We start from the raw sequence: 25,537 nt of genomic DNA, 5'->3' as shown, positions 1-25,537 counted from the left end.
CCCGTGCTCTCCGTCCTGCTCATCACCTTCCCCTTCTTCGCGCTCGTGCTCTGCGGCTATCTGGCCGCGCGGCGCGGCGTGCTGCCCCAGCCGGCCATCCCGGGGCTCAATGCCTTCGTGCTGTATTTCGCGCTGCCCTGCATGCTGTACCGCTTTGGCGCCAGCACGCCCATCGGGCAGCTGCTGGACCCGGCCGTGGCGGGCGTGTACGTGGTGTGCGCCCTGGCCATGGTGGGCGGCACGGTGGCGCTCACGCGCAGTGCGCGCATCGGCTGGAACGACGCGGCCTTCGGCGCGCTGGTGGCCGCCTTTCCCAACACGGGCTTCATGGGGGTCCCGCTGCTCGTGGCCTTGCTGGGCGCGCAAAGCGCGGGCCCGGCCATCGTCACCATCGTGGTGGACATGGTCATCACCAGCTCGCTGTGCATCGCGCTGTCGCGGCTGGACGGCGCCGGCACCCACGGCGTGGGCGTGGCGCTGCGCAGCGCCTTCAAGGGCATGGCGACCAACCCCATGCCCTGGTCGATCGCGCTGGGCGCGCTGGCATCGGCCCTGCAGTTCACGCTGCCGGGCCCGGTCGACAAGACCATCGCCATGCTGGCCGACGCGGCCTCGCCCGTGGCGCTGTTCACCATCGGCGCGGTGCTGGCCCGCTCGCAGATGAACCAGCACGAGCAGGTGCCCGCGCGCGACTACGTGCCCATCGCGCTGGCCAAGCTGCTGGTGCACCCGCTGCTGGTGTGGGGCGCGGGCACGGCGGCCATCGCGCTCGGGGTGCCGCTCACGCCGTTCGCGCTCACGGTGCTGGTGCTGCTGGCGGCCCTGCCCAGCGCCAGCAACGTCTCGCTGCTGGCCGAGAAGTTTGGCGCCAACAACGGGCGCGTGGCGCGGATCATCCTGGTGTCCACGGCGCTGGCGTTCCTGAGCTTTTCGGCGGCGGTGGCGCTGCTGGCCTGATTGCTATATTTTTGATAGCTTTCAGCGCTTGCTGGCAAAGCGCTGGCGGCCAAGAAGCACTTGAAATTCTGTGCCGCCCCCTACCTGGGGCGCATCCCCTGGCTCCGCCGCAGCCAGGCACCGGTCACCAGAAGCACCAGGCAAAGCATCGCCAGCGCCCAGGGCGAGTTGACGGGAATTTGGCTGGGCGCCACCTCTTCGAGCACGAGGTCGTCGTGGTAGCCCGCCGCGTCGAAGGTGAAGAAGCTGCCGGTCTTCAGCGCGATGGTCACCTGGCTCGAGGCGGCGGCGAAGGTGGCATCGAACGGCTCCCACTGGAACTGGAATACCCCGTTGAGCGCGAGGTTCGAGACGTCGCGGCGGGCGATCATCGTGTCCAGCGGGCCGGGCGCGGCGTCGATGGTGGCGGCCCCCACGGCGCCGTCGTAGGCCACGACCTCCCACCAGGTGGCGTTGCCGCCCGCATTGCCCGTCACGCCCCCTGACCAGGCGCCGCGCAGCCGGTACACCCGCCCGGGGGTCACCGCCACGGTCTGGAACAGGCCGCCGTGCGCATTGCCCGCGCCGCTGCCCTTCTTCTGCGCGTGCGAGGTGCCCGCCCCCCCGAAGGGGCACTGGGTGGGCACCCAGATGTCGCAATCGTTGCTGTGGATCCAGGTGCCATCCCAGAAGCCCGGCGGCGCCGTCCAGGTGCTCCAGCCGGCCAGGCCGGCGTCGAAGTTGCCGTTGGTGAGCAGGTTCTGGGCGCGCACGGCGGTCCCCCCCGCAAGGAGGGCCAGCAAGATCAGGGCACGAACAATGGCGGTCATTGGCAGGCTTTCTGACGAGGGAAGGGGGAACGGGGCCGGTCGACGGGCCCTGGATGCCGGGTCCACCGGACCCGCGCAGCACAGCCACGCCCCGAGGCGCTGGAGTGCCAGGCCGCAGTATCTGGGGCGAGCCCACGGCATGCAAGTTTTATCGGGCCCGCGCGACCGTGGGCTGCCGATCGCGCCGGACAGGATCAGCGCCCTGGCCTTGAACGGATGGGTGTGGTCGTCCAGCATGCGCGCCCGCATCGCGCGTGACGGTCGGGGGGGCGCAGCGCCCGGGAAGGCCTTCCTCCACGCCTGTCGCCGGCGAAACGTCCACTGTGGCGTGGTGCGCACACAATGCTATCGCCTGTGCCACTGCAGCATGGGCGTATCCATCCATTCATGAGGAGACCTCCATGCGTTTTGCGAAGCCTTGTTTTCGGAGCTGGCTGGCAGCGGCCGCCGTTCTTTCCGCCGCCGCCACCGCGCAGGCAGGCCAGGTGTTTGCCGACCAGGCACCCTCGGCCGCGCTGGGCCGCGACGTGAAGTTCACGGTGTATGTGCCCGACGGCTACCAGCCCGGCGGCACGGTGAACTATCCCGTGGTCTACCTGCTGCACGGCGCGGGCGGCGACGAGAACGAATGGCGCACCAAGGGGGGCGCGGTCGAGACCCTGGACGGCCTCATCAAGCGCGGGCTGATCCGCCCGTCGGTCGTGGTCATGCCCACGGCGGGCCCGGCGTCGTGGTGGGCCGACGGCGCGGCCGAGAAGGCGGGCACCGCCATCATGAAAGACCTGCTGCCCTACGTCGAGTCGCGCTACCGCGTGCAAAAGGAGCGCAGCGGCCGGGCCATCGGCGGCCTGTCGATGGGGGGCTACGGCGCGTTGAACCTGTCGCTGCGCAACCCCACGCAGTTCTGCGCCGCGGCGGTGATCAGCCCCGCCATCTATGACCCGCTGCCGCCGGACACCTCGGCGGCACGGCGCACCCCGCAGTTCGTGCGCGACGGGCAGTTTGACCCCGACACCTGGAAGTCGCTGAACTACGCGGCGGCGCTCGACGCCTACAAGGCGGGCACGCCGCGTGTGCCGATGTGGATCGTCTCGGGCGACCACGACTACCTGGGCATCGCTCCCATGTCGGCCACCCTGTACTGGCGGATGTACCAGATTCAGCCCAAGCAGGTGGAGCTGCGCGTGATCGACGGCGACCACGAGTGGCTGGTGTTCCGCGACGCGTTGCCCGACGCCCTGCAGTACGTGGACCGGCAGTGCCGCCAGGGGTGACCGGATGGCCTGCGCGCACCCCGGCCCGGAATCCGCCGGGTGCGAGGATGCGCGGGGCGTGGCGGAATTTGCTATCAATTAAATAGCTATCCGCGCATGTCCATCAAGCGCCAGGGCCATGAAAATCCTGGATCTCGAGCCTAGATCACCAGCGGGTCCACATCCACCAGCCAGCGCACCAGCCCCTTGTGCGCGGGCTGGGCGCGCGTGGCCTGCAGCACCGGCTGCCAGGCGGCCAGGAAGCGCTGCAGCGCGGCGCGGCTCGGGCTTTCCATCAGCATCTGGGCGCGCTCCACGTTGGCCACGCGCTGGATGGTCAGCGGCACCGGGGGGAACAGCGTGACCGCGTCCAGCCCCGGCAGGCCGGCGGCATGGGCGGCGGCCGTGGCGGCGGCCAGGAAGCCCTGGGCCACCTCCTGCGTGCGGGCATCGGCGCGCACCAGGGCCTGGTAGGCGAACGGGGGCATGGCGGCTTCCTCGCGCTCCTGGAGCTGCTGGGCGGCGAAGGCGGGGTAGTCGTGGGTGCGCAGCGCCTCATACACCGGGTGCTTGGGGTGGTAGCTCTGGATCCACATCTCGCACTGGGTGCCCTGCGCGGCCATGTAGGCGGCGTCGCGCCCCGCGCGGCCGGCGGCCTGCATGAGCAGCGCGAACAGGCGCTCGGGCGCGCGGAAGTCGCTGCTGAACAGCGCGCCGTCCGGCTGCACGGCCGCCACCAGCGTGATGCGCCGGAAGTCATGGCCCTTGGCGATCATCTGCGTGCCCACGAGCACATCCACCTCGCCCGCGTGCACCTGTGCCAGCTGGGCCTCCAGCGCGCCCTTGGCCTTGGTGGTATCGGCGTCGATGCGGGCGATGCGCGCGGGCGTGCGGTCGGGCCGCAGCACCTCGGACAGCAGGGTGGAGAGCTGCTCCTCCAGCTGCTCCGTGCCCCGCCCCATGGAGTGGATGTCGGGGCTGCCGCAGGTGGGGCAGGCGCGGGGCACGCGCACGGTGTAGCCGCAGTGGTGGCAGCGCAGGGTGCGGTCGGCCTTGTGGAAGACCTGGTGGGCGCTGCAGTGCGGGCAGTCGCTTTTCCAGCCGCAGTCGGCGCAGTGCAGCACGGGGGCGTAGCCGCGCCGGTTGAGCAGCACCATGCTCTGCTCGCCGCGCGCCACGCGTTCGGTGATGGCGGCCAGCAGCGGCGCGCTGAAGATCGCGCGGCGCGGCTGCTGGTTCATGTCCACGCGGCGCACCCGCGCCAGGGCGCCCGCGCCGATCCGGCTGGGCATGGCCAGGCGCGCGTAGCGCCCGCCCTCGGGGTCGTCCGGCGTGGGCGGGCGGCTGGCGTGCCAGCTTTCCAGCGAAGGCGTGGCCGAGCCCAGAAGCACCTTGGCGCCCTGCTCGCGCCCCCGCCAGATGGCCAGGTCGCGCGCGGAGTAGCGGGCGCCCTCCTGCTGCTTGTAGCTGGGGTCGTGCTCCTCGTCGACCACGATGAGCTTGAGGCCCGGCATGCTCGCGAACACCGCCATGCGCGTGCCCAGCACGATGCGCGCGGCGCCGCCGTGCGCGGCCAGCCAGCTCTTGAGGCGCTGGGGGTTCGTCATGCCGCTGTGCAGCGAGACGACGGCCCCCGCGCCGAACCGCGGGGCGAAGCGGGAGACGAAGCGCTCCTCCAGCTGGGGCGTGAGGTTGATCTCGGGCACCATCACCAGCGCCTGCGCCGCCGGGTCCGCCTCCAGCATCTCCTGGGCGCAGCGCAGGTACACCTCGGTCTTGCCGCTGCCGGTGCTGCCGAACAGCAGGAAGGGGCCGGATTCTGAAGAAATCCGGGCCCTGGCGCTTTCCTGTTCAGCGGTGATTGCTATTGTTTGCATAGCGTCCGTGGTGTCCCCGGCCGCCTTCGCGGGGCGGCGCAGGCGGCGGGCCAGCTGCTCGGGCCGCAAATCGCGCAGCTGGGGCGGCAGGGCCGCCAGCGCCACTTCGCCCAGCGCGCGCTGGTAGTAGCGCGCGGCAAAGGCCACCAGGCGGCGCCAGGGCAGGTCCAGCGGGGCCACGCCCTCCAGCACGCCCGCGATGGGGCGCAGGGTGGCCCCCTCGGGCAACTCGCCGGTGCCCTCGGCCGCGTCCCACACCACGCCCAGCACTTCGCGGCTTCCGAGCGGCACCCGCACCAGCGTGCCGGGCGGCAGGGCCTGGGGGCTGGCGTAGCTGAGCAGGTCCCCCACGCCGCTGTGGGACGGGGTGTGCAGCGCGACGTGGACGATGGCGAGGGGGGCGGACACGGACAGGAGCGAGTTACAGAGGCTTGTGGAGGCGGTGTGGAGGTTCGGGGGCTAAGTGCTTGATTTGTTGGAGCGAGCGAGTAATCCCGTCTTTCTGTGGATAACTTTGTTGACATCCTGCCCCGGCACCCTGCCGACCCGCATGAATACTGGGCCTGAACAGATTGCACACAAAATCGGCAGCTCCAAAAAATCCTTATGAATCAATCATCTGAAGGATTTTCGGTACAAATTCTGTGCTAAGGCTGCCGGGCCCGATTATGTTGCGTCGCATCAAGATTTGTGTGCATAAGTCGAACATCGATCGGCCGTCAAGGCCCGGGGAAGCCCCAAAATTGTGCTAGCCGCCCCATTCCCTGCTGAGGCTTTCCTGCGATGTAGGCCGCAAGTGCTTGATTTGCCTCAGGTTTTGCGAGAAATCCAGAATTTCTGTGGATAACTTTGTTGATATCCCCTGTGTTTGGCGTGCAAGCCCTTGTGCCGCCGTGCTTTCGCCGGAATGCCCGCAAAAAAAGCAGTCCTGCTACATCCTTTGAAATCAATGACTTACGTGCTGGTTGAGAATATTTCCGTTCGGGCCTGCCCGGCGTGCCGCGCCGCGCGGACGGCGCGGGTCCTGCGCCAGTTTTGTGCATAAGTCAGGCCTTCGGCCGCACGGACTGGCTGGAAATGCGCCCGCGCGGCCGGGCATTGTCGCAGGGCGCGGCGGGCGGCCCTGAGGTCGCTTTGCTTCAAGACGGCGGGCAGCGGCCTCGCCAAGATGCCGCCATGGCTTCCTCCTCCTCCTCCCACCTCCCTTTCCCCGCCGAGGCGGCTCCCACGCTGGAGCGCGATGGATTCATGCTGGCCCGGCTGGACGACGTGTTCCAGGCCGCGCGCTCCGACAGCCTGTGGTTCATGACCTTTGGCCTGGCCTGCTGCGCCGTGGAGATGATGCACGCGGCCATGGCGCGCTACGACCTGGACCGCTTCGGCATCATCCCGCGCTCCAGTCCGCGCCACAGCGACCTGATGATCGTGGCCGGCACGCTGACCAACAAGATGGCGCCCGCCATCCGCAAGGTCTACGACCAGATGCCCGAGCCCCGCTACGTGATCTCCATGGGCTCGTGCGCCAATGGCGGAGGCTACTACCACTACAGCTACTCAGTGGTGCGGGGCTGCGACCGCATCGTGCCGGTGGATGTGTACGTGCCCGGCTGCCCGCCCACGGCCGAGGCGCTGCTCTACGGCATCCTGCAGCTGCAGGGCCGGATCCGGCGGCCCCGGGTCATCCCGCGCTAGCACCGGCTAGCGCCGCGCGCCAGGCGCCGCTGGCATTTGCGCGGGCCGGCGCAGCAGCCAGTCCGCGTCGTCGGCGGGCTGTTGCGCGTGGGTCCTGAGCGCCGCGGGGGGGCGCTCGTAGAGCGTGCGTGCCTCGCGGCTGAAATGGGCCTGGTCGGCGTAGCCGTGCCGCAAGGCCGCGTCGACGACGCTCGCGCCCGCGTCGCGCATGGCCAGCAGGGCGTGCTCGGCGCGCAGCATGCGCTCGACCTCGCCGGGGCGCAGGCCGGTGATCTGGTGCGCGCGCCGCTGCAGGTGGCGGGGCGTCCAGCCCAGCTCCCGGGCGAGGGCCTGGCGCGCCGGGCGCTCCCAGCGCCCCTGCAGCACGCGCAGCCACGCCGCATGCTGCCGCGCCACGGCGGTCCAGCGGGGCGCCAGGAACGCCTCGCACAGGGCCATGCGGGCACCGTGGCCGGGGGCGGCGTGCATCGCCTCGAGCCAGCAAAGCCAGTCGGCGCGCCCGGGGCCGGCGGGCAGCCAGTCGCGCGCGTCCTGCACGCGGTCGGTGAGGGGCTGCAGGTCCTGCCCCGTCAGCAGCGCGAGCGCGCCGGGCTGGAAGGCCAGGCAGAAGAAGTCGCCCGCGGGTTCGGAGGTGGAGTGGTAGGCGTGCCGGTGCGCTCCCGAGAGCGCCGTGCGGGGCAGCCATTGGTCCGTGGCCTGGCCCGCGCATTCATGCAGGTGCACGGCGCCGCGCACCAGCCAGAGGATTCCGGGGTACGGGCTGGCCGGCACCCGCGTGTCGCGCGGAGCGCCGGCGGGCAGCGCGGCCAGGTCGCGCCAGATGTAGGCGCGCACGCAGCCGGCGAGCGCGGGCGGGGGCGCCAGCAGGGCCGATGCGGGCAGTGCCGCCATCGCTGGTGGCCGGTTCAGCCCTGGCGCTGCGCCCGGGAATGGCCGTGCACCGCCTCGACCAGCGCGGCCACATGCTCGGGTGGCGTGAACTGGCTGATGCCGTGGCCCAGGTTGAAGATGTGTGTGGGGCCGGTGGTGCTGCGGTCAGTGTGGGGCTTGCCAAAGCTGTCCAGCACGTGGCGCACCTGGGTGGCGATCTGCGCGGGCGGCGCAAACAGCACGTTCGGGTCGATGTTGCCCTGCAGCGCCTTGCCGGGGCCGCCGACCTGGCCGCCGACGATGGCGCGGGCATGGCCCAGGTTGGCCGTCCAGTCCAGGCCCAGCACTTCGCAGTCCAGGTCGTTCATGTCCGGCAGCCAGATGCCACCGCCCTTGGTGAAGACGATGCGCGGCACGTCGGTGCCGTCCACGCCGGTGCGCTTGAGCTGTGCCAGCACCCGTTTCGTGTACGCCAGGCTGAACTCCTGGAAGGCGCCGTCGGCCAGCACGCCGCCCCAGCTGTCGAACACCATCACGGCCTGGGCGCCCGCGTCGATCTGGGCATTGAGGTAGGCGGCCACGCTGTCGGCGTTGATGGCCAGGATGCGGTGCATCAGGTCGGGCCGCGCGTACATCAGGCTCTTGACCAGCCGATAGTCGTCGCTGCCCTTGCCTTCGACCATGTAGCAGGCCAGCGTCCAGGGGCTGCCCGAGAAGCCGATCAGCGGTACGCGGCCGTTCAGGGCCTTGCGGATGCTGGTGACGGCGTTGAACACGTAGCGCAGCTTGTCCATGTCGGGCACGGCCAGCTGATCCACAGCGGCTTCGTCGCGCACCACCTTGGCAAAGCGCGGTCCCTCGCCCTCGGCGAACGACAGGCCCAGGCCCATCGCGTCGGGCACGGTGAGGATGTCGCTGAACAGGATGGCCGCATCGAGCGGAAAACGCTCCAGGGGCTGCAGCGTGACCTCGGTGGCGTAGTCCACGTTGGTGGCCAAGCCCATGAAGCTGCCCGCCTTGGCACGCGTGGCCTTGTACTCCGGCAGATAGCGCCCCGCCTGGCGCATGAGCCACAAGGGCGTGTAGTCGGTGGCCTGGCGGCGGCAGGCACGCAGGAAGGTGTCGTTGGAGAGGGGGGCAAAGCTCATCCTGCAATTGTCGCAGGGTGGACGGCGAGGCCCGGCACAGTGTGCTGCGACTGACACTGGCGCACCCCAGGCCAGCGCCACTGTGGATCAGGCCTTGCCGGTCCACGGGTGGCGTCCCGCTCAGGGGGAAGACGCGAAGCGGCTCAGGGGGAGCTAACTATCTCTCAGCGATGTAGTGCGACATGCGCACAACCTCGCCGGGCGCCAAAAATGCACGCACCTCGGTCTCCAGCGCCTGGTCGGCCATGGTGGCGCGGGCGCGCTGGTGCAAATAGTCGGCCCAAGATTCAACGATGAACCGCTCCACATAGCGCGAGGGCTCGCCCAGGTCCTTGTACACGCGCCAGAAGGTGGCGCCGTCGCGGCGGCGCGGGGCCTTCATGCGGCTGATGGTGTCCAGGAACTCGGCGTCCGTGCCGGGCGCGATGCGGTAGCCCACCTCCACGGCGACCGGGCCGGCCTCGGGCAGGGGCTCGGCTTCGATGAAGAGTTCGTCCCAGGGCGTGGCCTGCGTCACCTCGTGCAGCGCGCCCATGCGCAGCGGCATGGGCCGCGCCAGCAGCAGCCCGGCCCCCATGAGCGCGGCGGCTGTGTACAGCGTGGGGGCCAGGCCCACGATGTCCGACGCCGCCCCCCAGAAGGCCGAGCCCATCGCAAACGCGCCCAGCGCCGCCACCATGTGCATGGCCACCGCGCGCGAGCGCACCCACTGTGGAGCGCTGGCCTGGGTGGCGGTGTTGAAGGTGGACATGGCCGACATCCACGCCGCGCCCGCAAACAGCATGGCGATGTACACCACCCACGCGATCTTGGTCATGGCAGCGACCAGCATGGCGGCGGCAAACACCACGCCGCCTGCGCCCACGATGATCTCCATACCAAAGCGCGCGCGCAGCCGCCCCAGCACCAGGCCCACCGCCACGGCGCCGGTGCCCAGGCACCCCATCAGCAGGCCGAAGCCCGGCGCCCCCGTGCCCAGGCGTTGGGCGATGACGGGCAGCAGCGCCCACAGGGCCGAGCCCGCGGCGCTGAATGCCATCACGCGCACCAGCTGGGCCAGGATGATGCGCGAGTGCCAGGCAAAGCGCAGGCCGCTCAGCGTGCCGCCCCACAGGCGCTCTGCGGGCAGCTTGGAGGGCGGGTGGGCCTTGGGCGGCCAGCGGCGGATCGACTCCCACATCACCAGCGTGGTGGTCACGGTGACGGCAAACACCCACCCCGCTCCTAGTTGGGCAAACACCAGCCCCGCAAGCGTCGGCCCGATGGCGCGCGCGGCGTTGTAGGCAATGCTCACGGCGGTGATGGCCTGTGGCCATTCATCGCGCGGCACCGGGTCGATGACCGATGAGTTCCACGCCGGTGTCAGCACCGCCGTGCAGCAGCCGCAGATGAACACCAGAAACAGCACCGACGCGGGCCCGCCCCAGCCGCCCAGCACTAGCAGCGTGAGCAGCACGCTGGCCCCCACCTGCGCCAGCAGCGCGCCCGAGATCAGGCGCCGCCTGTCCGTCGTGTCGGCCAGCACACCCGCCGGCAGAGCCAGCAGGAACATCGGCATGAACACCGCCGTCTGCACCAGCGCCGCCAGGAACGACGAACCCGTGAGCTCCACCATCAGCCAGGCCGCGGCCATGGTCTGCATGCCGCTGCCGATGAAGAACACGCCACCGCAGACCCACAGGCCCCGGAATGCTGGTTGGCGCAAGGGGCTCCACAAAGAGGTTGATGGCTGCGACATGAATGGATGGTGGGGCGGTGGGTGTGGGCCGGGGTCGGCCGCGGGTTCGTCGTGGTGCGGTCGTCTGTCGTCGTGGGGTGCGCTCAGCGGCTTGTGGCCGCGAGCCCCGCTCTGGAGGATATCGCCGGTTCCCTGTTTTGGGGCAGTGCCGCGCGCATCCCCTTCAATCTGTGTGCCGCCCGCCGCGCAGCCGGTAGGTGCGCGGTACGTCGGTGCGGGTGGCGACCAGCGCCTCGGCGCGCTGCTGCATGTCGGCCAGGGCCTGGTCCAGGCTCTGCACCGCGTGCGCGTCCAGCCCGGCCAGCAGCTCCTGGTTGAGCGCCTTGACCTGCGGGAACAGCCCATCGTGCACCGCCTGCCCGGAAGGCGTGAGCGACAGCACGGCCTGGCGGCGGTCGCCCGGCATGGCCTCGCGGATGAGCAGCTTCTTGGCCAGCAGCGAGGTGATGGCGCGCGAGGTGCGGGCCCGGTCCAGCCCCAGGCGCAGGGCCAGCTCCGCCGGCGGCAGGCCCGGGTGCTGCGCCAGCACCATGAGCAGGCCCCATTCGCGCCGCGTGATGCCGTAACCGCCTTCGCACAGCCGCACCACCAGACTGCCAGCCACCGCCAGCAGGCGGTTCAGGCGGTACATCAGCAGGTCGTGGGCCACCAGTGGGTCGGCCAGCCGGCTGGCCGCTGGCGTGGCCGGGGAGGGCGCGGGCATCAGGGTATCTCCGGGCATGAATTGATTAGATCAATCGATTGTGGGCCCAATACAGTGGGCCGCGCGGCGACGCTCTTTCGCTCGCTGCCTACTCTTTGCCACTGCCACTGCCTGGAGACCCGACCATGCGAAAACCCCTCGCCCTCGTGCTGACCGCCGCGCTCGCCCTGTGCGCCACCTTGGCCCAGGCGCAGGACACGCCCTTGCGCATCGTCGTCGGCTACGCCCCCGGCGGCGCGACAGACCGCGTGGCCCGCATCGTGGCCGACAAGCTGGGCACCAAGCTCGGCACGCCCGTCATCGTGGAGAACAAGACCGGTGCGGGCGGCCGCCTGTCGGCCCAGGCCGTGAAAGCCGCGCCCGCCAACCAGCCCACGCTGCTGCTGGCGAACCCCGCCGTCATGCTGGTGGCGCCCCTGGTGTTCCCCGACGCGGGCTACGACCCCGAGCGCGACTTCCGCCCCGTGAGCCATGTCAACAGCTATGAGTTCGGCGTGGCTGTGGCCAGCGCCGTGCCGGTCAAGGAGCTGCCGCACCTGATGGCCTGGCTGCGCGCCAACCCCGACAAGGCCAACTTCGGCGTGCCGGCCACGGGCAGCCTGCCGCATTTCTTCGGGCTGATGGTGGGCGATGCCGCCAAGGTGCGCGCCGAGGTGGTGGGCTACCGGGGCTCGGCGCCGCTGCTCAACGACCTGCTGGGCGGGCAGGTGCCCGTGGCGTTCGACACCTTCGACACCCTGCTGCCCCAGCACGAGGCCGGCAAGATTCGCATCCTGGCCGTGTCGAGCGCCAAGCGCAGCCCGCTGGACCCGAAGATTCCCACCTTCAAGGAAGCCGGCATGGACCTGGCCGCCACCGGCTGGAACACCTTCTTCGCCCCGATGAGCATGCCCAAGGCCCAGGCCGAACGCCTGGCCGGGCTGATCGTGGAGGTGATGAAGGACCCCGACACCCAGCGCAAGTTCGAGACCGCCAAGATGGAACCCGTGGTGGCGACCATGGCCCAGACCGATGCCATGCTCAAGGCCTACCGCGCGCAGTGGGCGCCGGTCGTGCAGCGCTCGGGCTTCAAGCCTTGACAGGAAGCACCCCCTGAGCGGCTTTGCCGCGTCTCCCTCGAAGGGGACGGCGGCCTTGCTGCGGGGCGGCCCTTGCTTGCCGCCCCTCGCCTCGGCCGTGCCTGTTGCAAAGGCAATGGGCGCGGTTTAGTGAAACTGGACTTCGAGATGACCATCAAAACCCGCCCCAACATTATCTTCATCGTCGCCGACGACCTGGGCTATGCCGACCTGGGCTGCTACGGCGGGCGCGAAGCGGCCTTCGGCCCGGTCTCGCCCGTGCTCGACGGCCTGGCCGCGCAGGGCTTGAAGCTCACCCAGGGTTATTCCAACTCGCCCGTGTGCTCGCCCACGCGCTTCGCGCTGATGACGGCGCGCTACCAGTACCGCCTGCGCGGCGCGGCTGAGGAGCCCATCAACAGCAAGAGCCGGGGCAGCACCACGCTGGGCCTGCCGCCGTCGCACCCCACGCTGCCCTCGCTGCTGCGCGCGGGCGGCTACCGCACGGCGCTCATGGGCAAATGGCACCTGGGCTACCCGCCGGCCTTCGGGCCGCTGCAGTCAGGCTACGAAGAGTTCTTCGGCCCCATGTCGGGCGGGGTGGACTACTTTACGCACTGCAGTTCCAACGGCACCCATGACCTGTACCTGGGCGAAGAGGAAAAACAGCAGGACGGCTACCTCACCGACCTCATCACCGACCATGCGCTCGGCTACGTGGAGCGCATGGCGCCGGGCGCACAGGCCGGCACGCCGTTCTTTCTGAGCCTGCACTACACGGCGCCCCACTGGCCGTGGGAGACGCGCGATGACGGGGCGCTGGCGCAGGAGGTGAAGGGCAACCTGTTTCACCTGCATGGCGGCAACATCGAGACCTACCGCCGCATGATCCACCACATGGATGAAGGGATTGGCCGCCTGATGGACGCGCTGCGCCGCCACGGCATCGAGCGCGACACGCTGGTGGTCTTCACCAGCGACAACGGCGGCGAGCGCTTCTCGGACAACTGGCCCCTGGTGGGCGGCAAGATGGACCTGACCGAAGGCGGGATCCGCGTGCCGTGGATCGCCCACTGGCCCGCCGTGATCGCGCCGGGCGGCGTGAGCCCGCAGACCTGCATGACCATGGACTGGTCGGCCACGATGCTCGATGCGGCCGGCGTGGCGGCGCATGGGGACTACCCGCTCGACGGCCGCTCGCTGATGCCGCTGCTGCGCGATGCCGCCCTGCACGATGCGCCGCCCCTGTTCTGGCGCATGAACCACCGGGGCCAGCGCGCCATGCGCCAGGGCGACTGGAAATACCTGCGTGTGGACGGCAACGACTACCTGTTCGATCTGTCGCAGGACGAACGCGAGCGCGCCAACCGGGCTCCCGTGGAACCCGAGCGGCTGCGGACGATGCGCGCGGCCTGGGAGGCATGGAATGCGTCCATGCCCGCGATCCCGGACGACGCGACGGTGAGCCTGGGCTACTCGGTCAAGGACATGCCGCAGCGGTGACGGGCGGCCGGCGGGGCTGTCGGCTATGGTGTGGGGGGCGCATGCCATCCGCCCGCCTTCCTTCCGAATCCATGCCTTGAAGATGCCCCCGTTGACTTCCTTTCCCCTGCGCGCGCCCATCGCCGTGTTTCTGGCGGGGCTCGCGGCCGCGCTGCACATCGGCAAGATCCCACCCGCCATCACCGTGCTGCGGGAGACGCTGGGGGTCTCGCTTGTCGAGGCGGGCTTCCTGCTGTCGGCGGTCCAGCTGGCGGGCATGCTGCTCGGCGTTCTGGTGGGGGCGCTGGCCGATGGTTTTGGCCTGCGGCGCAGCATGCTGTATGGGCTGGGCGTGTTGTGTATCGCCAGCCTGGCGGGCGTGTGGGCCCGCCAGGCGGCGGACCTGCTGGCATTGCGGGCGCTGGAGGGGCTGGGTTTCCTGTGGGTTGTGCTGCCGGCGCCCAGCTTGATGCGGCAGTTGGTGCCCGCTGCCAGGCTGCCCGCCTTCATGGGGCTGTGGGGGGCCTACATGCCCGCCGGCGTTGCCCTGGCGCTTCTGGCAGGGCCGGTGGTCATGGGGCTGTGGAACTGGCAGGCTTGGTGGGGGCTGCTGGGTGTGCTGGCGGGCTGCGCGGGGCTCTGGCTGGCCCTGGCCGTTGGCCCGGATGCACGGCGAACCACCGTGGCGCGGCCGCGCACCGACCCGCCGCCTCCCGCGGTGGTGCTTCTGGCGCGGCGGCTGCGGCTCACCCTGGCCAGTCCCGGGCCCTGGGTGGTGGCGGTGGCGTTTGGCATGTACTCCTGCCAGTGGCTGGCCGTCATCGGGTTTCTGCCCTCCATCTACATGCAGGCGGGCGTCAGCGGCGTGGCTGCGGGTGCGCTGACCGCACTGGCCTGCGCGGCCAACGTGGTGGGGAACCTGGGGGCCGGCGGCTTGATGCGGGCGGGTTGGCGCACGCACCATCTGTTGGTCATCGGTTTCGGCGGCACGGCATTGGCGACGGTGGTGGCCTTCAGCCCCTTCGCGGGCGATGGCCCGGTCCTTCGTTTCGCTGCCGTGGTGGCGTTTTCGGCCGTGGGCGGGATGATTCCCGCCACCTTGTTTGCCCTGGCGGTACGGCTGGCACCCAGCGAGAGTACGGTGTCCACCACGATGGGTTGGGTGCAGCAGTGCTCGGCCTGTGGCCAGTTCCTGGGCCCGCCGCTGGTGGCCTGGGTGGCGGGCCTGGCGGGCGGCTGGCATTTCACCTGGGCGGTCACCGGCGTGGCTTCGGTGGTGGGCATGGGGCTGTCGTGGTGGGTGCGCTGGCAGCACCCGGCCTGAGACCGCAAACACGTCCCGGCGGAGCGGGCAGGGGCCGGGCGCCCCGCCACCTGCCGCCCGCCCGATCACGCTGCCGTAGCGGACCCCGCCTGCACATGCTCGCGCCGCTGCACGATCACGAAGCGGTCGGCCACGAAGGCCAGGTTGGTGTAGCTGGCGTTGGCGGCCGGGTTGCCCCCCGTGGCGTGGTAGTCCGAGAACGAGGCCGACTGGTTCACGAACACCCCCTGCGTGAGGTTGATGGACAGGGCCACGCGCGTGCGCCGGCCCAGGGCGATGGCGGCGTCGATGTAGGCGCGGTCGGTGGAGTACACGCCCAGCGTCAGCGCGCCATGCGCGCGCAGCGTGGCCTCGGCCACCTGCAGGCTGGCGGCGCCCGAATCGGTGGCCACCAGGTAGGACACGGGGCCGAAGCATTCCTGGCCGTAGATGGCGCTGTCGGCCTGCTCCAGCGCCACGATCACGGGCGTGTGGATCTGTGCGTTCGCGAAATCGGGGTGGGGCAGGGCGCGCGAGGCCAGCACCAGGCGGCCCTGGCCGCTGGCCCGCTGCATGCGCGCCACGGTCTCGGGCGAGCCCACGGCGCCCAGCACCGAGGTGGCCACGCGCGGGTTCGAGGCCAGCTCGGTCACGGCGGCGGCGAGGTCCGCGCACACCTGCTCGAAGCTCTTGTGCCCTTCGTCGGTGGCGATGCCGCAGCGCGGCACCAGGAGGTTCTGCGTGGTGGTGCACATCTGGCCGCTGTACAGCGACAGCGTGAACGCCAGGTTGCGCAGCAGGGCCGCGTACTGGTCGGTGGATTCGATGATCACCGTGTTCACGCCGGCCATCTCGGCATACACGCGCGCCTGGCGGGCGTTGTCGATCAGCCAGCGGCCGAACTGGTTGCTGCCCGTGAAGTCGATGCTGGCCACCGCGCTGTGCGTGGCCAGGGCCTGGGTGTCTTCGGCGCGGGGGCTCAGCGCCAGGGTCACGGTGTTCGGGTCCAGCCCCTGCTCGGCCAGCACCTCGCGCAGGATGTTCACCGAGATCGCGGCCGGCAGCACGGCATGGGGATGGGGCTTGACGATGACCGGGTTGCCCGTGGCCAGCGCGGCGAACAGGCCGGGGTAGGTGTTCCAGGTGGGGAAGGTGGCGCAGCCGACCACCAGCGCGACGCCGCGGCCCACGATCTCGTAGTGCTTTTGCATCACCAGCGGCGGGTTCTTGCCCTGGGGCTTGTCCCACAGCGCCTGGCCGGGCACGTCGGCCATGGCCTTCCAGGCGTAGGCGATGGCTTCGAGCGCGCGGTCCTGGGCGTGCGGGCCCCCGGCCTGGAAGGCCATCATCGGGCCCTGGCCGGTGGTCAGCATCACGGCGTGGGCGATCTCATGGCTGCGGCGGTGGATGCGCATGAGCGCCTCCAGCAGCACGCCCACGCGGCCTTGCGCGCCCAGTGCCTGCCACGCGGGTTCGGCCGCCTGGGCCGCTGCCACCAGCGCGTGCACGTCGCAGTCGGGGTAGCGCACATCCAGCGCCACGCCGTAGGGCGAGCGTTCTGTCGCCAGCCGGCCCTGTTCACCGGGCTGCTGCAGCGGGAAATCCTTGCCCAGCAGGGCGGCCACGGCCGCCTGGCCGTCGGCCTGGCCGGTCTCGCCATAGACCTTGGGGGAGGGCGATTCGGGGAAGGGCGTCCAGTGGCCGCGCGTGGCCAGGGCGTCCAGGGCGCCATCGAGCAGGGCACGGTGCGTATCGAACAGGGGCATGTATTTGTCTCCGTTAAGGGTTTGCCCTGAGGGGTTTGACTTGTGTCAGGGTTGTGGAAAGTTTATTCTCTACCGAACGGTCGGTCAATAATGTTTGCGGCCGATCAATACAACGTTTCCCCACTTTGGTAGGCAGGAGCATCCATGTCTGAACCCCTTGTCCTTGTGACGCAGTCGGGCGCCGTGCAAACACTGGCGCTCCACCGGCCCGCCGCGCTCAACAGCTTTACCGCCGAGTTGCATGCGCAACTGCTGGACGCCCTGGAGGCCGCTGCGGCCAACGCCGAGGTGCGCTGCGTGGTGCTCACGGGCACGGGCCGGGCCTTCTGCGCCGGGCAGGACCTGGCCGACCCGGCCGTGGCGCCCGACCTCACGCCCGGCGCCGCGCCCAAGGACCTGGGTGAAGTGATCGAGAAACTCTACGGCCCGCTGTGCCTGCGCATCCGCAGCATGCCCATCCCCGTGGTGGCCGCCGTCAACGGTGTGGCCGCCGGCGCGGGTGCCAACCTGGCGCTCTCGTGCGACCTGGTGCTGGCCGCGCGCTCGGCCAGCTTCATCCAGGCCTTCACCAAGATCGGGCTGGTGCCCGACACCGGCGGCACCTGGCTGCTGCCGCGCCTGGTGGGCCGTGCGCAGGCCCTGGGCCTGGCGCTGCTGGGCGACAAGCTGCCCGCCGCCGATGCCGAGCGCCTGGGCCTGATCTGGCGCTGCGTGGACGACGCGGCGCTGCAGGACGAAGCCCAGGCCCTGGCCCAGCGGCTGGCCGCCATGCCCGTGAAGGCGCTGGTCGCCACGCGCAATGCGATCGATGCCGCCGCGCAGATGGACTACGGCCAGGCCCTGGCCCGTGAGGCGGCCGTGCAGCGCACGCTGGGCGCCTCGGCCGACTATCGTGAGGGCGTCGAGGCCTTCATCGGCAAGCGCGCTCCCGTGTTCAAAGACCGCTGAGCGACCCATGGACTCCACCACCTCCCCCATGGACCCCCAGGCCATCGCCGAGCATGTGCGCACCGGCATGCTCGCCAACGACCGCGCCACGCAGGGCCTGGGCATCGCCATCACGGCCATCGCGCCGGGCCGGGCCACGCTCGAGATGACCGTGCGCGCCGACATGCTCAACGGCTTCGACATCTGCCACGGCGGCTTCATCACCACGCTGGCCGACTCGGCGTTCGCCTTCTCGTGCAATGCGCGCAACGACATGACCGTGGCCTCGGGCCTGTCCATCGACTTCCTGGCGCCCGCGCGCGAGGGCGACCGCCTCACCGCCGTGGCCACCGAGGTCTCGCTGGCCGGCCGCACCGGCGTGTATGACGTGAACGTGCACAACCAGCGCGGAGAGGCCATCGCCGTGTTCCGCGGCCGCTCGTACTGCATGAAGGGCAAGCCCACCGTGCCGCTCGATGCCGCCCGCTGACGACAGAACAACATCCCATCCACAGGAGACATCCATGGCCGTGCGCCAACCCGCTCCGGGCGACCTGGAGCCCATCGAAACCGCCAGCCGCGATGAAGTCCAGGCGCTGCAGCTGCAGCGCCTGCGCTGGACGCTGCAGCACGCCTACGACAATGTGCCGCACTACCGACGCGCCTTCGATGCCAAGGGCGTGCACCCGTCCGACCTGACGCAGCTGTCCGACCTCTCCAGGTTCCCCTTCACGGTCAAGAAGGACCTGCGCGACAACTACCCTTTCGGCATGTTCGCCGTGCCGCGCGAAAAGGTGGCACGCATCCACGCCTCCTCGGGCACCACGGGCAAGCCCACGGTGGTGGGCTACACGCTCAAGGACATCGACACCTGGGCCGACCTGGTGGCACGGTCCATCCGCGCAGCGGGTGGGCGCGCTGGCGACCTGATCCATGTGGCTTATGGCTACGGCCTGTTCACGGGCGGCCTGGGCGCGCACTACGGCGCTGAGCGCGCAGGCTGCACGGTGATCCCCATGTCGGGCGGCCAGACCGAAAAGCAGGTGCAGCTGATCCGCGATTTCGGGCCCAGCATCATCATGGTCACGCCCTCGTACATGCAGGTCATCAACGAGGAGTTCGTGCGCCAGGGGCTGGACCCGCGCGAGAGCTCGCTCAAGGTGGGCATCTTCGGCGCCGAGCCCTGGACCGAGGCCATGCGCCGCGAGATCGAGACCAAGGCCGGCATCGACGCGGTGGACATCTACGGCCTGTCCGAAGTGATGGGCCCGGGCGTGGCCAGCGAGTGCATCGAGAGCAAGGATGGCCCGGTGGTCTGGGAAGACCACTTCTACCCCGAGATCATCGACCCCGAGACGGGCGAGGTGCTGCCCGACGGCCAGGAGGGCGAACTCGTCTTCACCTCGCTGAGCAAGGAGGCGCTGCCCATGATCCGCTACCGCACGCGCGACCTCACGCGCCTCTTGCCGCCGACCTCGCGCGCGTTCCGCCGCATGGGCAAGATCGTGGGCCGCTCGGACGACATGCTCATCATCCGCGGCGTGAACGTGTTCCCCACGCAGATCGAAGAGATCGTGCTGCAGAACGAAAAGCTCTCGGGCCAGTACCAGATCCTGGTGGCGCGCGACGGCAACCTCGACCAGGTCACCGTGCGCTGCGAGCTGCAGCCCGGCGTGGCCGACGGCGAGCGCCCCGACCTTACCGGCTGGGTGCAGCAGCGCATCAAGACCCTGGTGGGCATCACCTGCCAGGTCGAGGTGCTGGCCACCGATTCCATCGAACGCACGCTGGTGGGCAAGGCCCGCCGCGTGATCGACCAGCGCCCACGCTAACCCTTCACGAAAGGACGACACCATGTACACCCAGGCCATGGACACCATGGGCAAGGAAGGCGGCGACGCCGGCAACAAGGCCTTGCGCAGCGCCGAGGAGATGCAGCGCCAGGAGGCGTTCGACGCGCGCATCGACGCGGGCGAATTCATCGAGGCCAAGGACTGGATGCCCGAGCACTACCGCAAGACCCTGCTGCGCCAGATCAGCCAGCATGCGCACTCGGAGATCGTCGGCATGCTGCCCGAGGGCAACTGGATATCGCGCGCGCCCACGCTCAAGCGCAAGGCCATCCTGCTGGCCAAGGTACAGGACGAGGGCGGCCACGGCCTGTACCTGTACGCCGCGGCCGAAACCCTGGGCAGCTCGCGCGACCAGATGCTGGATGCGCTGCACACCGGGCGCGCCAAGTACAGCTCCATCTTCAACTACCCCACGCTGACCTGGGCCGACATGGGCACCATCGGCTGGCTGGTCGATGGCGCGGCCATCATGAACCAGGTGCCGATCTGCCGCTGCTCGTACGCGCCCTACGCGCGGGCCATGGTGCGCATCTGCCGCGAGGAGAGCTTCCACCAGCGCCAGGGCTACGACGCGCTGCTCACCATGATGCAGCAGGGCACCGACGCCCAGCGCGCCATGGTGCAGGACGCGGTCAACCGCTGGTGGTGGCCCTCCATCATGATGTTCGGCCCGCCCGATGACCAGTCGCCCAACTCCGCGCAATCCATGCGCTGGGGCATCAAGCGCGTCTCCAACGACACGCTGCGCCAGAAGTTCATCGACGCCACCGTCGAGCAGGCCAAGGTGCTGGGCGTGACCCTGCCCGACCCCGACCTGCAATGGAACGAGGAGCGCCAGGCGCACGACTACGGCGCCATCGACTGGAGCGAGTTCTGGCGCGTGATCGGCGGCGACGGCCCCTGCAACGAAGAGCGCCTGGGCGCCCGCGTGAAAGCCTGGGAAGACGGCGCCTGGGTGCGCGAAGCGGCCCTTGCGCACGCGGCCAAGTACGCGCCGGTGAAGGCTGCCGCCTGATATCACCGCAAAGAATCTGAATAAAAAAAGGCCTCTAGCGCTTATCCATAAAGCGCTAATAGCTATCAAAAAGTAGTGCAACGCATTTAACGAATGTCCGGAAACCCCATGAGCACCAACGCCCCTTCTGACGCCGCGACCTCTGCGACCGCCACCGAATGGCCCCTTTGGGAGGTCTTTGTGCGCAGCAAGGCCGGGCTGGACCACAAGCACTGCGGCAGCCTGCACGCCGCCGACCCGAAGATGGCCATCCAGCTGGCGCGCGACGTCTACACCCGGCGCCAGGAAGGCACCAGCGTCTGGGTCGTGCGCTCCGACCAGATCGTGGCCAGCGACCCCGGCGAGAAGTCCATGTACTTCGACCCGGCGCAGGACAAGGTCTACCGCCACCCCACCTTCTACGTGCTGCCCGAGTCCGTGGACCACATGTGAGCGCCACTGCCATGCAAGCCACCAGCATCCACACCAGCCAGGACCCGGCCGTGCAGTACCTGCTGCGCATCGGCGATACCTGCCTCATCCTCGCCCAGCGCCTGTCCGAATGGTGCGGCCACGGCCCCGTGCTCGAAGAGGACATCGCCCTGTCCAACATGGCGCTGGACCTCGTGGGCCAGGCGCGCGCCGTGCTCACCCGGGCCGGGCAGATCGAAGGCCGTGGCCACGACGAGGACCAGCTGGCCTTTTTGCGCGACGAGCGCGACTATGTCAACGTGACCCTGGTGGAGCTGCCGCGCGGTGACTTCGCCTTCACCGTGGTGCGCAATGCCATGGTGGCCACCCTCTTCAAGCTGCTGTGGGAGCGCCTGGCCACCTCCAGCGACACGGAGCTGGCCGCCATTGCCGGCAAGGCAGTCAAGGAGGCGCGCTACCACCAGCAGCATGCGGCCGACTGGGTCGTGCGCCTGGGCGACGGCACGGCCGAATCGCGCCGCCGCACCGAAGCGGCCTTGAAGGCCCTGTGGCGCTACACGCCCGAGCTTTTCGTGGTCGACGCGGTGGACGAATCCGCCCACGCCACCGGTCTGGGCCCGCGCTGGGCCGACCTGCAGGACGCCTGGACCGGCGAGATGGCGCAGATCCTGGCCGCTGCCAGCCTGGCCACGCCCCAGGAGTCAGCGTTCCGCAGCACCGGAAAGCAGGGCGTGCACAGCGAGCACATGGGCTACATCCTGACCGAGATGCAGTACCTGCAGCGCAGCTTTCCCGGAGGCGTGTGGTGATGATGGCCGAAGCCGTGGCGCCTTTTGAGACCGCCGACGCGCGCATTGCCCGCGCTTGGCAGGTGCTCGACGGCGTGCCCGACCCCGAGGTGCCCGCGGTCTCCGTGTGCGACCTGGGCATCGTGCGCGCCGTGCGCCTGGCGGGCAATGGCCTGGAGATCGTGCTCACGCCCACCTATTCGGGCTGTCCCGCCACCGAGGCCATCGAGCGCGACGTGCTCGCCGCCATCGAGGCGGCCGGCCTGGGCCCGGCCCATGCCACGCTGCAGCGCGCCCCGGCCTGGACCACCGACTGGATCACCGAACGCGGCCGCGCCCGCCTGCTGGCCTACGGCATCGCACCGCCCGGCCCGCTGCCGCCGGGCACCGAGGTGCCGCTGCGCTTCATGCCGCGCACCGCAGCCGCACCGGCGCTGGCCTGCCCGCGCTGCGGCAGCCTGCAGACCGAGCGGCTCTCGGCCTTCGGCTCCACGGCCTGCAAGGCGCTGTACCGCTGCATGGCCTGCCGCGAGCCCTTCGAACATTTCAAGCCGCTGTGACGGCCACCCACCACAAGACACCGACATGAGCGTCATCTTCCATCCCCTGCGCGTGCGCGCCATCGAGCCCGACACGGCCGAGGCCGTCATCGTCTCCTTCGACGTGCCGCCCGAGCTGCGCGAGGTCTTCGGCTTCACCCAGGGCCAGTACCTCACCCTGCGCACCGACATCGGTGGCCAGGACCTGCGCCGCTCGTACTCCATCTGCGCCGGCGTGGACGACGCCGAATTGCGCGTGGGCGTGCGCAAGATCAACGGCGGCGTGTTCTCCAACTGGATCAACGCGCAGCTCAAGGTGGGCGACACCCTGCAGGTCATGGCGCCGCAGGGCCGCTTCTTCGTGCCCATCCAGGCTGCCGCGCAGCGCCACTACCTGGGCATCGCGGGCGGCAGCGGCATCACGCCCATCCTGTCCATCATGAAGACGGTGCTGGCGCGCGAACCCGGCAGCCGCTTCACGCTGATCTACGGCAACCGCACGCTGCAGTCCACCATGTTCAAGGAGGAGATCGAGGACCTCAAGAACCGCTACCTCACGCGCCTGGTGCTGCACCATGTGTTCTCGGCCGAGCAGACCGACGCGCCGCTGAACATGGGCTTCGTGAACAGCGAGAAGCTCGCCGAGTTCCTGAAGGCGCTGATCCCCGCGCAGAAGATCGACGAGGCCTTCATCTGCGGCCCCTTTCAGATGAACGATGAGGCCGAGGCCGCGCTGCTGGCCGGCGGCGTGCCGGCCGAGCGCATCCACGTGGAGCGCTTCGGCGTGGCCCTGCCCGCAGGAGGGCAGGTCGGCGCGGTGGTGCACGAGGCGCTGCCGGGCGATGCCAAGACCTCCCGCATCGCCATCGTGCGCGATGGCCTGCGGCGCGAATTCCCGTTCTCGGGCGAGCAGGCCAGCATCCTCGATGCGGCCTCGGCCGCCGGGCTGGAGGTGCCGTTCTCGTGCACCTCGGGCGTGTGCGGTACCTGCCGCGCCAAGTGCGTGGAGGGCGAGGTGCGCATGGAGCGCAACTTCGCGCTCGACAAGAACGAGGTGGCCGCCGGCTTCGTGCTCACCTGCCAGTGCCGGCCGCTGTCCGACAGCGTGGTGCTGTCGTTCGACGAACGCTGATGGTCGCTATGACGGCATCCACCGCTGCACACGGTGCCTGGCATCGGCAAGGAATGGGCCGCCGTGGGCCTGCGGTGCCCCCGGATGCGGCAAGATGGCGCCCCTTCACTCCAGGATGCAAAGGAAAACTGCCCATGGCCCGAGGACGCTCCCCCGGATACGACGACCAGCGCGAAATGATCCTCCGCCATGCCGCCGAACTGTTCGCACGCCGCGGCTATCCCGCCACCTCGATGAACGAGGTGGCCGAGGCCTGCGGCCTGTCCAAGCCCACGCTGTACCACTACTTTCGCGACAAGTACAACCTGCTCGTGCACATCGCCGACGGCCATGTCTCGCGCCTGCAGGCGCTGGTGGAGGAGGTCGAGGCCCAGCAGCTCGCGCCCGAGGCGCGGCTGCGCGAACTGATCCACCGCTTCGTCGAAGAATACGCCGAGGCCCAGCACGCCCACCGCGTGCTGACCGAGGACGTGCGCTTCCTGCAGCCCGAGGACAGCGAGCGCATCCTGGGCAAGGAGCGCGCCGTGGTGGCCGCCTTCGCCACCGCGCTGGGGCAACTGCGCCCCGACACCGATGCCGCCGGCCTGACCAAGGCGCTGACCATGCTGCTGTTCGGCATGATCAACTGGATGTTCACCTGGCTCAAGCCCGACGGCGAACTCGACTACGGGACCATGGCGCCCATCGTTGCGGACCTGTTCTTTGGTGGATTTCCTGCCGTCCGAATGCCCATTGAACCGGCCCAAAGACCCGCGCGTCCATGACAATGGCCACGCACGTTCACCACGGCGTACCCGATACCGGCCGACAAGAGCCGGAACAGCGCTGAATCTTCCTTGCTTGCCTGCGCTGACACCACCATCCTTTCTTTTCCACAGGAGACAAACGCATGAAAAAGACCCGCTTCGCACAACTCGCGCTGGTGGCCGCAGCCGCCGCCATGGCCTGCGGCGCCGCCCTGGCCGACATCACCGTCGGTGTCACGGTGTCGGCCACCGGCCCCGCCGCCTCGCTGGGCATTCCCGAGAAGAACACCATCGCCCTGATGCCGCGCACCATCGGCGGCCAGAAGGTCAACTACATCGTGCTCGACGACGCGTCGGACACGACCACCGCCGTGGGCAACACGCGCAAGCTGATCAGCGAAAGCAAGGTCGACATCATCCTCGGGTCGAGCACCACGCCCAACTCGCTGGCCATGATCGATGTGGTCGCCGAGGCGCAGACGCCCATGATCTCCATGGCCGCCTCGGCGCGCATCGTCGAGCCCATGGACGCCAAGAAGAAGTGGGTCTTCAAGACCCCGCAGAACGACATCATGATGTCGCTGGCCATCGTGGACCACATGGCCAACGCCGGCGTGAAGACCGTGGCCTTCATCGGCTTTGCCGACGCCTACGGCGAAGGCTGGTACCAGGAGTTCGGCAAGGCCGCCGCCATCAAGAAGATCCAGATCGTGGCCAACGAGCGCTATGCGCGCACCGACACCTCGGTGACGGGCCAGACGCTGAAGATGATCTCGGCCAAGCCCGACGCCGTGCTCATCGCCGGCTCCGGCACGCCGGCCGCATTGCCCCAGAAGGCGCTCAAGGAGCGCGGCTTCACCGGCAAGGTCTACCAGACCCACGGCGTGGCCAATGCCGACTTCCTGCGCGTGGGCGGCAAGGACGTGGAAGGCACCTTCCTGCCCTCCGGCCCGGTGCTCGTGGCTTCGCAGCTGCCCGCCTCGCACCCGGTGAAGAAGTCGGCCAGCGCCTACGTGGCCGCCTATGAGGCCGCCCACGGCAAGGACAGCGTCTCCACCTTCGGCGCCCATGGCTGGGATGCCGGCGTGCTGATGGCCGCCGCCGTGCCCGTGGCCCTGAAGAAGGCCAAGCCCGGCACCGTGGAATTCCGCACGGCCCTGCGCGATGCGCTGGAGCAGATCAAGGAAGTGCCCGGCGCGCACGGCATCTTCAACATGTCCGAGAACGACCACCTGGGCCTGGACCAGCGCGCCCGCGTGATGGTCAAGATCGAGAACGGGACCTGGAAATACATTCCCTGACCCCCTGAGGCGCTGCGCGCCTTCCCCTCCAAGGGGACGCCACCCGTGGCCTGGCGAAGCCGGTTCCACGATGGCGCTGGTCTGGGGCGCGCCGGTTTCATGGTGTCCGTCTCTTCGGCGAAGAGCTGTCTGGAAATGCCATGAAAATGGCCTCTGGCGCTTACTGGTA

23 protein-coding genes are annotated in these 25,537 nt (G+C 69.6%); 16 read left to right on the top strand and 7 right to left on the bottom strand.

Annotated elements, in window-relative coordinates; all coding sequences use genetic code 11:
* The first annotated feature begins 3 nt into the window (after positions 1–3).
* Positions 4–957 carry an AEC family transporter gene (locus AC07PV_RS18125; protein ID WP_218296889.1) on the top strand — a complete coding sequence of 318 codons (954 nt, stop codon included), beginning with the start codon at positions 4–6 and terminating at the stop codon, positions 955–957.
* 80 nt (positions 958–1,037) lie between these two features.
* Here AC07PV_RS18125 and AC07PV_RS18120 read toward each other — a convergent pair whose 3' ends face one another.
* Complete coding sequence (locus tag AC07PV_RS18120; protein WP_494630972.1) at positions 1,038–1,766, bottom strand: hypothetical protein; 729 nt, start codon at positions 1,764–1,766, stop codon at positions 1,038–1,040.
* 401 nt (positions 1,767–2,167) lie between these two features.
* Here AC07PV_RS18120 and AC07PV_RS18115 point away from each other — a divergent pair, with 401 nt between their 5' ends.
* The gene (locus AC07PV_RS18115; RefSeq protein ID WP_218296891.1) at positions 2,168–3,040 is read left to right on the top strand and encodes an alpha/beta hydrolase; all 873 of its coding nucleotides are present in this window, start codon (positions 2,168–2,170) and stop codon (positions 3,038–3,040) included.
* Positions 3,041–3,180: 140 nt separating this feature from the next.
* Here AC07PV_RS18115 and priA read toward each other — a convergent pair whose 3' ends face one another.
* Positions 3,181–5,304 (bottom strand): replication restart helicase PriA, encoded by a 2,124-nt coding sequence (gene priA / locus AC07PV_RS18110; RefSeq protein ID WP_494630970.1) that lies wholly within the window; start codon positions 5,302–5,304, stop codon positions 3,181–3,183.
* An 840-nt stretch (positions 5,305–6,144) separates the two neighbouring features.
* Between priA and AC07PV_RS18105 the strand changes: the two genes are divergently transcribed.
* Positions 6,145–6,588, top strand: a complete 444-nt coding sequence (locus tag AC07PV_RS18105) for a NuoB/complex I 20 kDa subunit family protein (RefSeq protein ID WP_494631054.1) — start codon at positions 6,145–6,147, stop codon at positions 6,586–6,588.
* 6 nt (positions 6,589–6,594) lie between these two features.
* Here AC07PV_RS18105 and AC07PV_RS18100 read toward each other — a convergent pair whose 3' ends face one another.
* From AC07PV_RS18100 to AC07PV_RS18085, 4 genes are all read right to left on the bottom strand, one after another.
* Positions 6,595–7,479 (bottom strand): helix-turn-helix transcriptional regulator, encoded by an 885-nt coding sequence (locus AC07PV_RS18100; protein WP_494630969.1) that lies wholly within the window; start codon positions 7,477–7,479, stop codon positions 6,595–6,597.
* A gap of 14 nt (positions 7,480–7,493) precedes the next feature.
* A complete protein-coding gene (hemE, locus tag AC07PV_RS18095; RefSeq protein ID WP_494630968.1) occupies positions 7,494–8,606 on the bottom strand; it encodes a uroporphyrinogen decarboxylase in 1,113 nt (370 codons plus the stop codon).
* 157 nt (positions 8,607–8,763) lie between these two features.
* Positions 8,764–10,344 (bottom strand): MFS transporter, encoded by a 1,581-nt coding sequence (locus AC07PV_RS18090; protein ID WP_494630967.1) that lies wholly within the window; start codon positions 10,342–10,344, stop codon positions 8,764–8,766.
* A 163-nt stretch (positions 10,345–10,507) separates the two neighbouring features.
* The gene (locus AC07PV_RS18085) at positions 10,508–11,065 is read right to left on the bottom strand and encodes a MarR family winged helix-turn-helix transcriptional regulator (protein WP_082486043.1); all 558 of its coding nucleotides are present in this window, start codon (positions 11,063–11,065) and stop codon (positions 10,508–10,510) included.
* A 107-nt stretch (positions 11,066–11,172) separates the two neighbouring features.
* On the opposite strand from AC07PV_RS18085, the gene AC07PV_RS18080 reads away from it, so the two are divergent.
* The 3 genes from AC07PV_RS18080 (at position 11,173) to AC07PV_RS18070 (ending at position 14,911) form a co-directional block, all read left to right on the top strand.
* A complete protein-coding gene (locus AC07PV_RS18080) occupies positions 11,173–12,126 on the top strand; it encodes a tripartite tricarboxylate transporter substrate-binding protein (protein WP_494630966.1) in 954 nt (317 codons plus the stop codon).
* Between the two features lie 147 nt (positions 12,127–12,273).
* Positions 12,274–13,608, top strand: coding sequence for a sulfatase family protein (locus AC07PV_RS18075; protein ID WP_218296899.1), 1,335 nt, complete (start codon positions 12,274–12,276; stop codon positions 13,606–13,608).
* A gap of 82 nt (positions 13,609–13,690) precedes the next feature.
* A complete protein-coding gene (locus AC07PV_RS18070; RefSeq protein ID WP_494631053.1) occupies positions 13,691–14,911 on the top strand; it encodes an MFS transporter in 1,221 nt (406 codons plus the stop codon).
* A gap of 65 nt (positions 14,912–14,976) precedes the next feature.
* Here the strand turns inward: AC07PV_RS18070 and paaN are convergent, their stop codons facing one another.
* A complete protein-coding gene (gene paaN / locus AC07PV_RS18065) occupies positions 14,977–16,656 on the bottom strand; it encodes a phenylacetic acid degradation protein PaaN (RefSeq protein WP_494630965.1) in 1,680 nt (559 codons plus the stop codon).
* 144 nt (positions 16,657–16,800) lie between these two features.
* Here paaN and AC07PV_RS18060 point away from each other — a divergent pair, with 144 nt between their 5' ends.
* From AC07PV_RS18060 to AC07PV_RS18015, 10 genes are all read left to right on the top strand, one after another.
* Positions 16,801–17,604 carry an enoyl-CoA hydratase-related protein gene (locus AC07PV_RS18060; protein WP_494630964.1) on the top strand — a complete coding sequence of 268 codons (804 nt, stop codon included), beginning with the start codon at positions 16,801–16,803 and terminating at the stop codon, positions 17,602–17,604.
* A 7-nt stretch (positions 17,605–17,611) separates the two neighbouring features.
* Positions 17,612–18,073, top strand: coding sequence for a hydroxyphenylacetyl-CoA thioesterase PaaI (paaI, locus tag AC07PV_RS18055; protein ID WP_494630962.1), 462 nt, complete (start codon positions 17,612–17,614; stop codon positions 18,071–18,073).
* A gap of 34 nt (positions 18,074–18,107) precedes the next feature.
* Complete coding sequence (paaK, locus tag AC07PV_RS18050) at positions 18,108–19,415, top strand: phenylacetate--CoA ligase PaaK (protein ID WP_494630961.1); 1,308 nt, start codon at positions 18,108–18,110, stop codon at positions 19,413–19,415.
* A 22-nt stretch (positions 19,416–19,437) separates the two neighbouring features.
* The gene (gene paaA / locus AC07PV_RS18045) at positions 19,438–20,451 is read left to right on the top strand and encodes a 1,2-phenylacetyl-CoA epoxidase subunit PaaA (protein ID WP_494630960.1); all 1,014 of its coding nucleotides are present in this window, start codon (positions 19,438–19,440) and stop codon (positions 20,449–20,451) included.
* 108 nt (positions 20,452–20,559) lie between these two features.
* Complete coding sequence (paaB, locus tag AC07PV_RS18040) at positions 20,560–20,883, top strand: 1,2-phenylacetyl-CoA epoxidase subunit PaaB (protein WP_218296905.1); 324 nt, start codon at positions 20,560–20,562, stop codon at positions 20,881–20,883.
* Between the two features lie 11 nt (positions 20,884–20,894).
* On the top strand, positions 20,895–21,671 hold the full coding sequence (gene paaC / locus AC07PV_RS18035) for a 1,2-phenylacetyl-CoA epoxidase subunit PaaC (protein ID WP_494630959.1): 777 nt from the start codon (positions 20,895–20,897) through the stop codon (positions 21,669–21,671).
* Entirely contained in the window at positions 21,671–22,210 is a 540-nt protein-coding gene (gene paaD / locus AC07PV_RS18030) for a 1,2-phenylacetyl-CoA epoxidase subunit PaaD (protein ID WP_494630957.1), read from the top strand. The genes paaC and paaD overlap by 1 nt, the downstream gene beginning before the upstream one ends.
* 25 nt (positions 22,211–22,235) lie before the next feature.
* Positions 22,236–23,321: a 1,2-phenylacetyl-CoA epoxidase subunit PaaE gene (gene paaE, locus AC07PV_RS18025; RefSeq protein ID WP_494630956.1), complete on the top strand. Its 1,086-nt coding sequence runs from the start codon at positions 22,236–22,238 to the stop codon at positions 23,319–23,321.
* A gap of 134 nt (positions 23,322–23,455) precedes the next feature.
* Complete coding sequence (locus AC07PV_RS18020) at positions 23,456–24,085, top strand: TetR/AcrR family transcriptional regulator (protein WP_218296909.1); 630 nt, start codon at positions 23,456–23,458, stop codon at positions 24,083–24,085.
* A 125-nt stretch (positions 24,086–24,210) separates the two neighbouring features.
* Positions 24,211–25,368 carry an ABC transporter substrate-binding protein gene (locus AC07PV_RS18015; RefSeq protein WP_370627858.1) on the top strand — a complete coding sequence of 386 codons (1,158 nt, stop codon included), beginning with the start codon at positions 24,211–24,213 and terminating at the stop codon, positions 25,366–25,368.
* Positions 25,369–25,537 lie beyond the last annotated feature (169 nt).

It is taken from the genome of Acidovorax sp. GW821-FHT09A11, from assembly GCF_059418365.1.
This window is presented reverse-complemented; position numbering and strand designations above follow the sequence as displayed.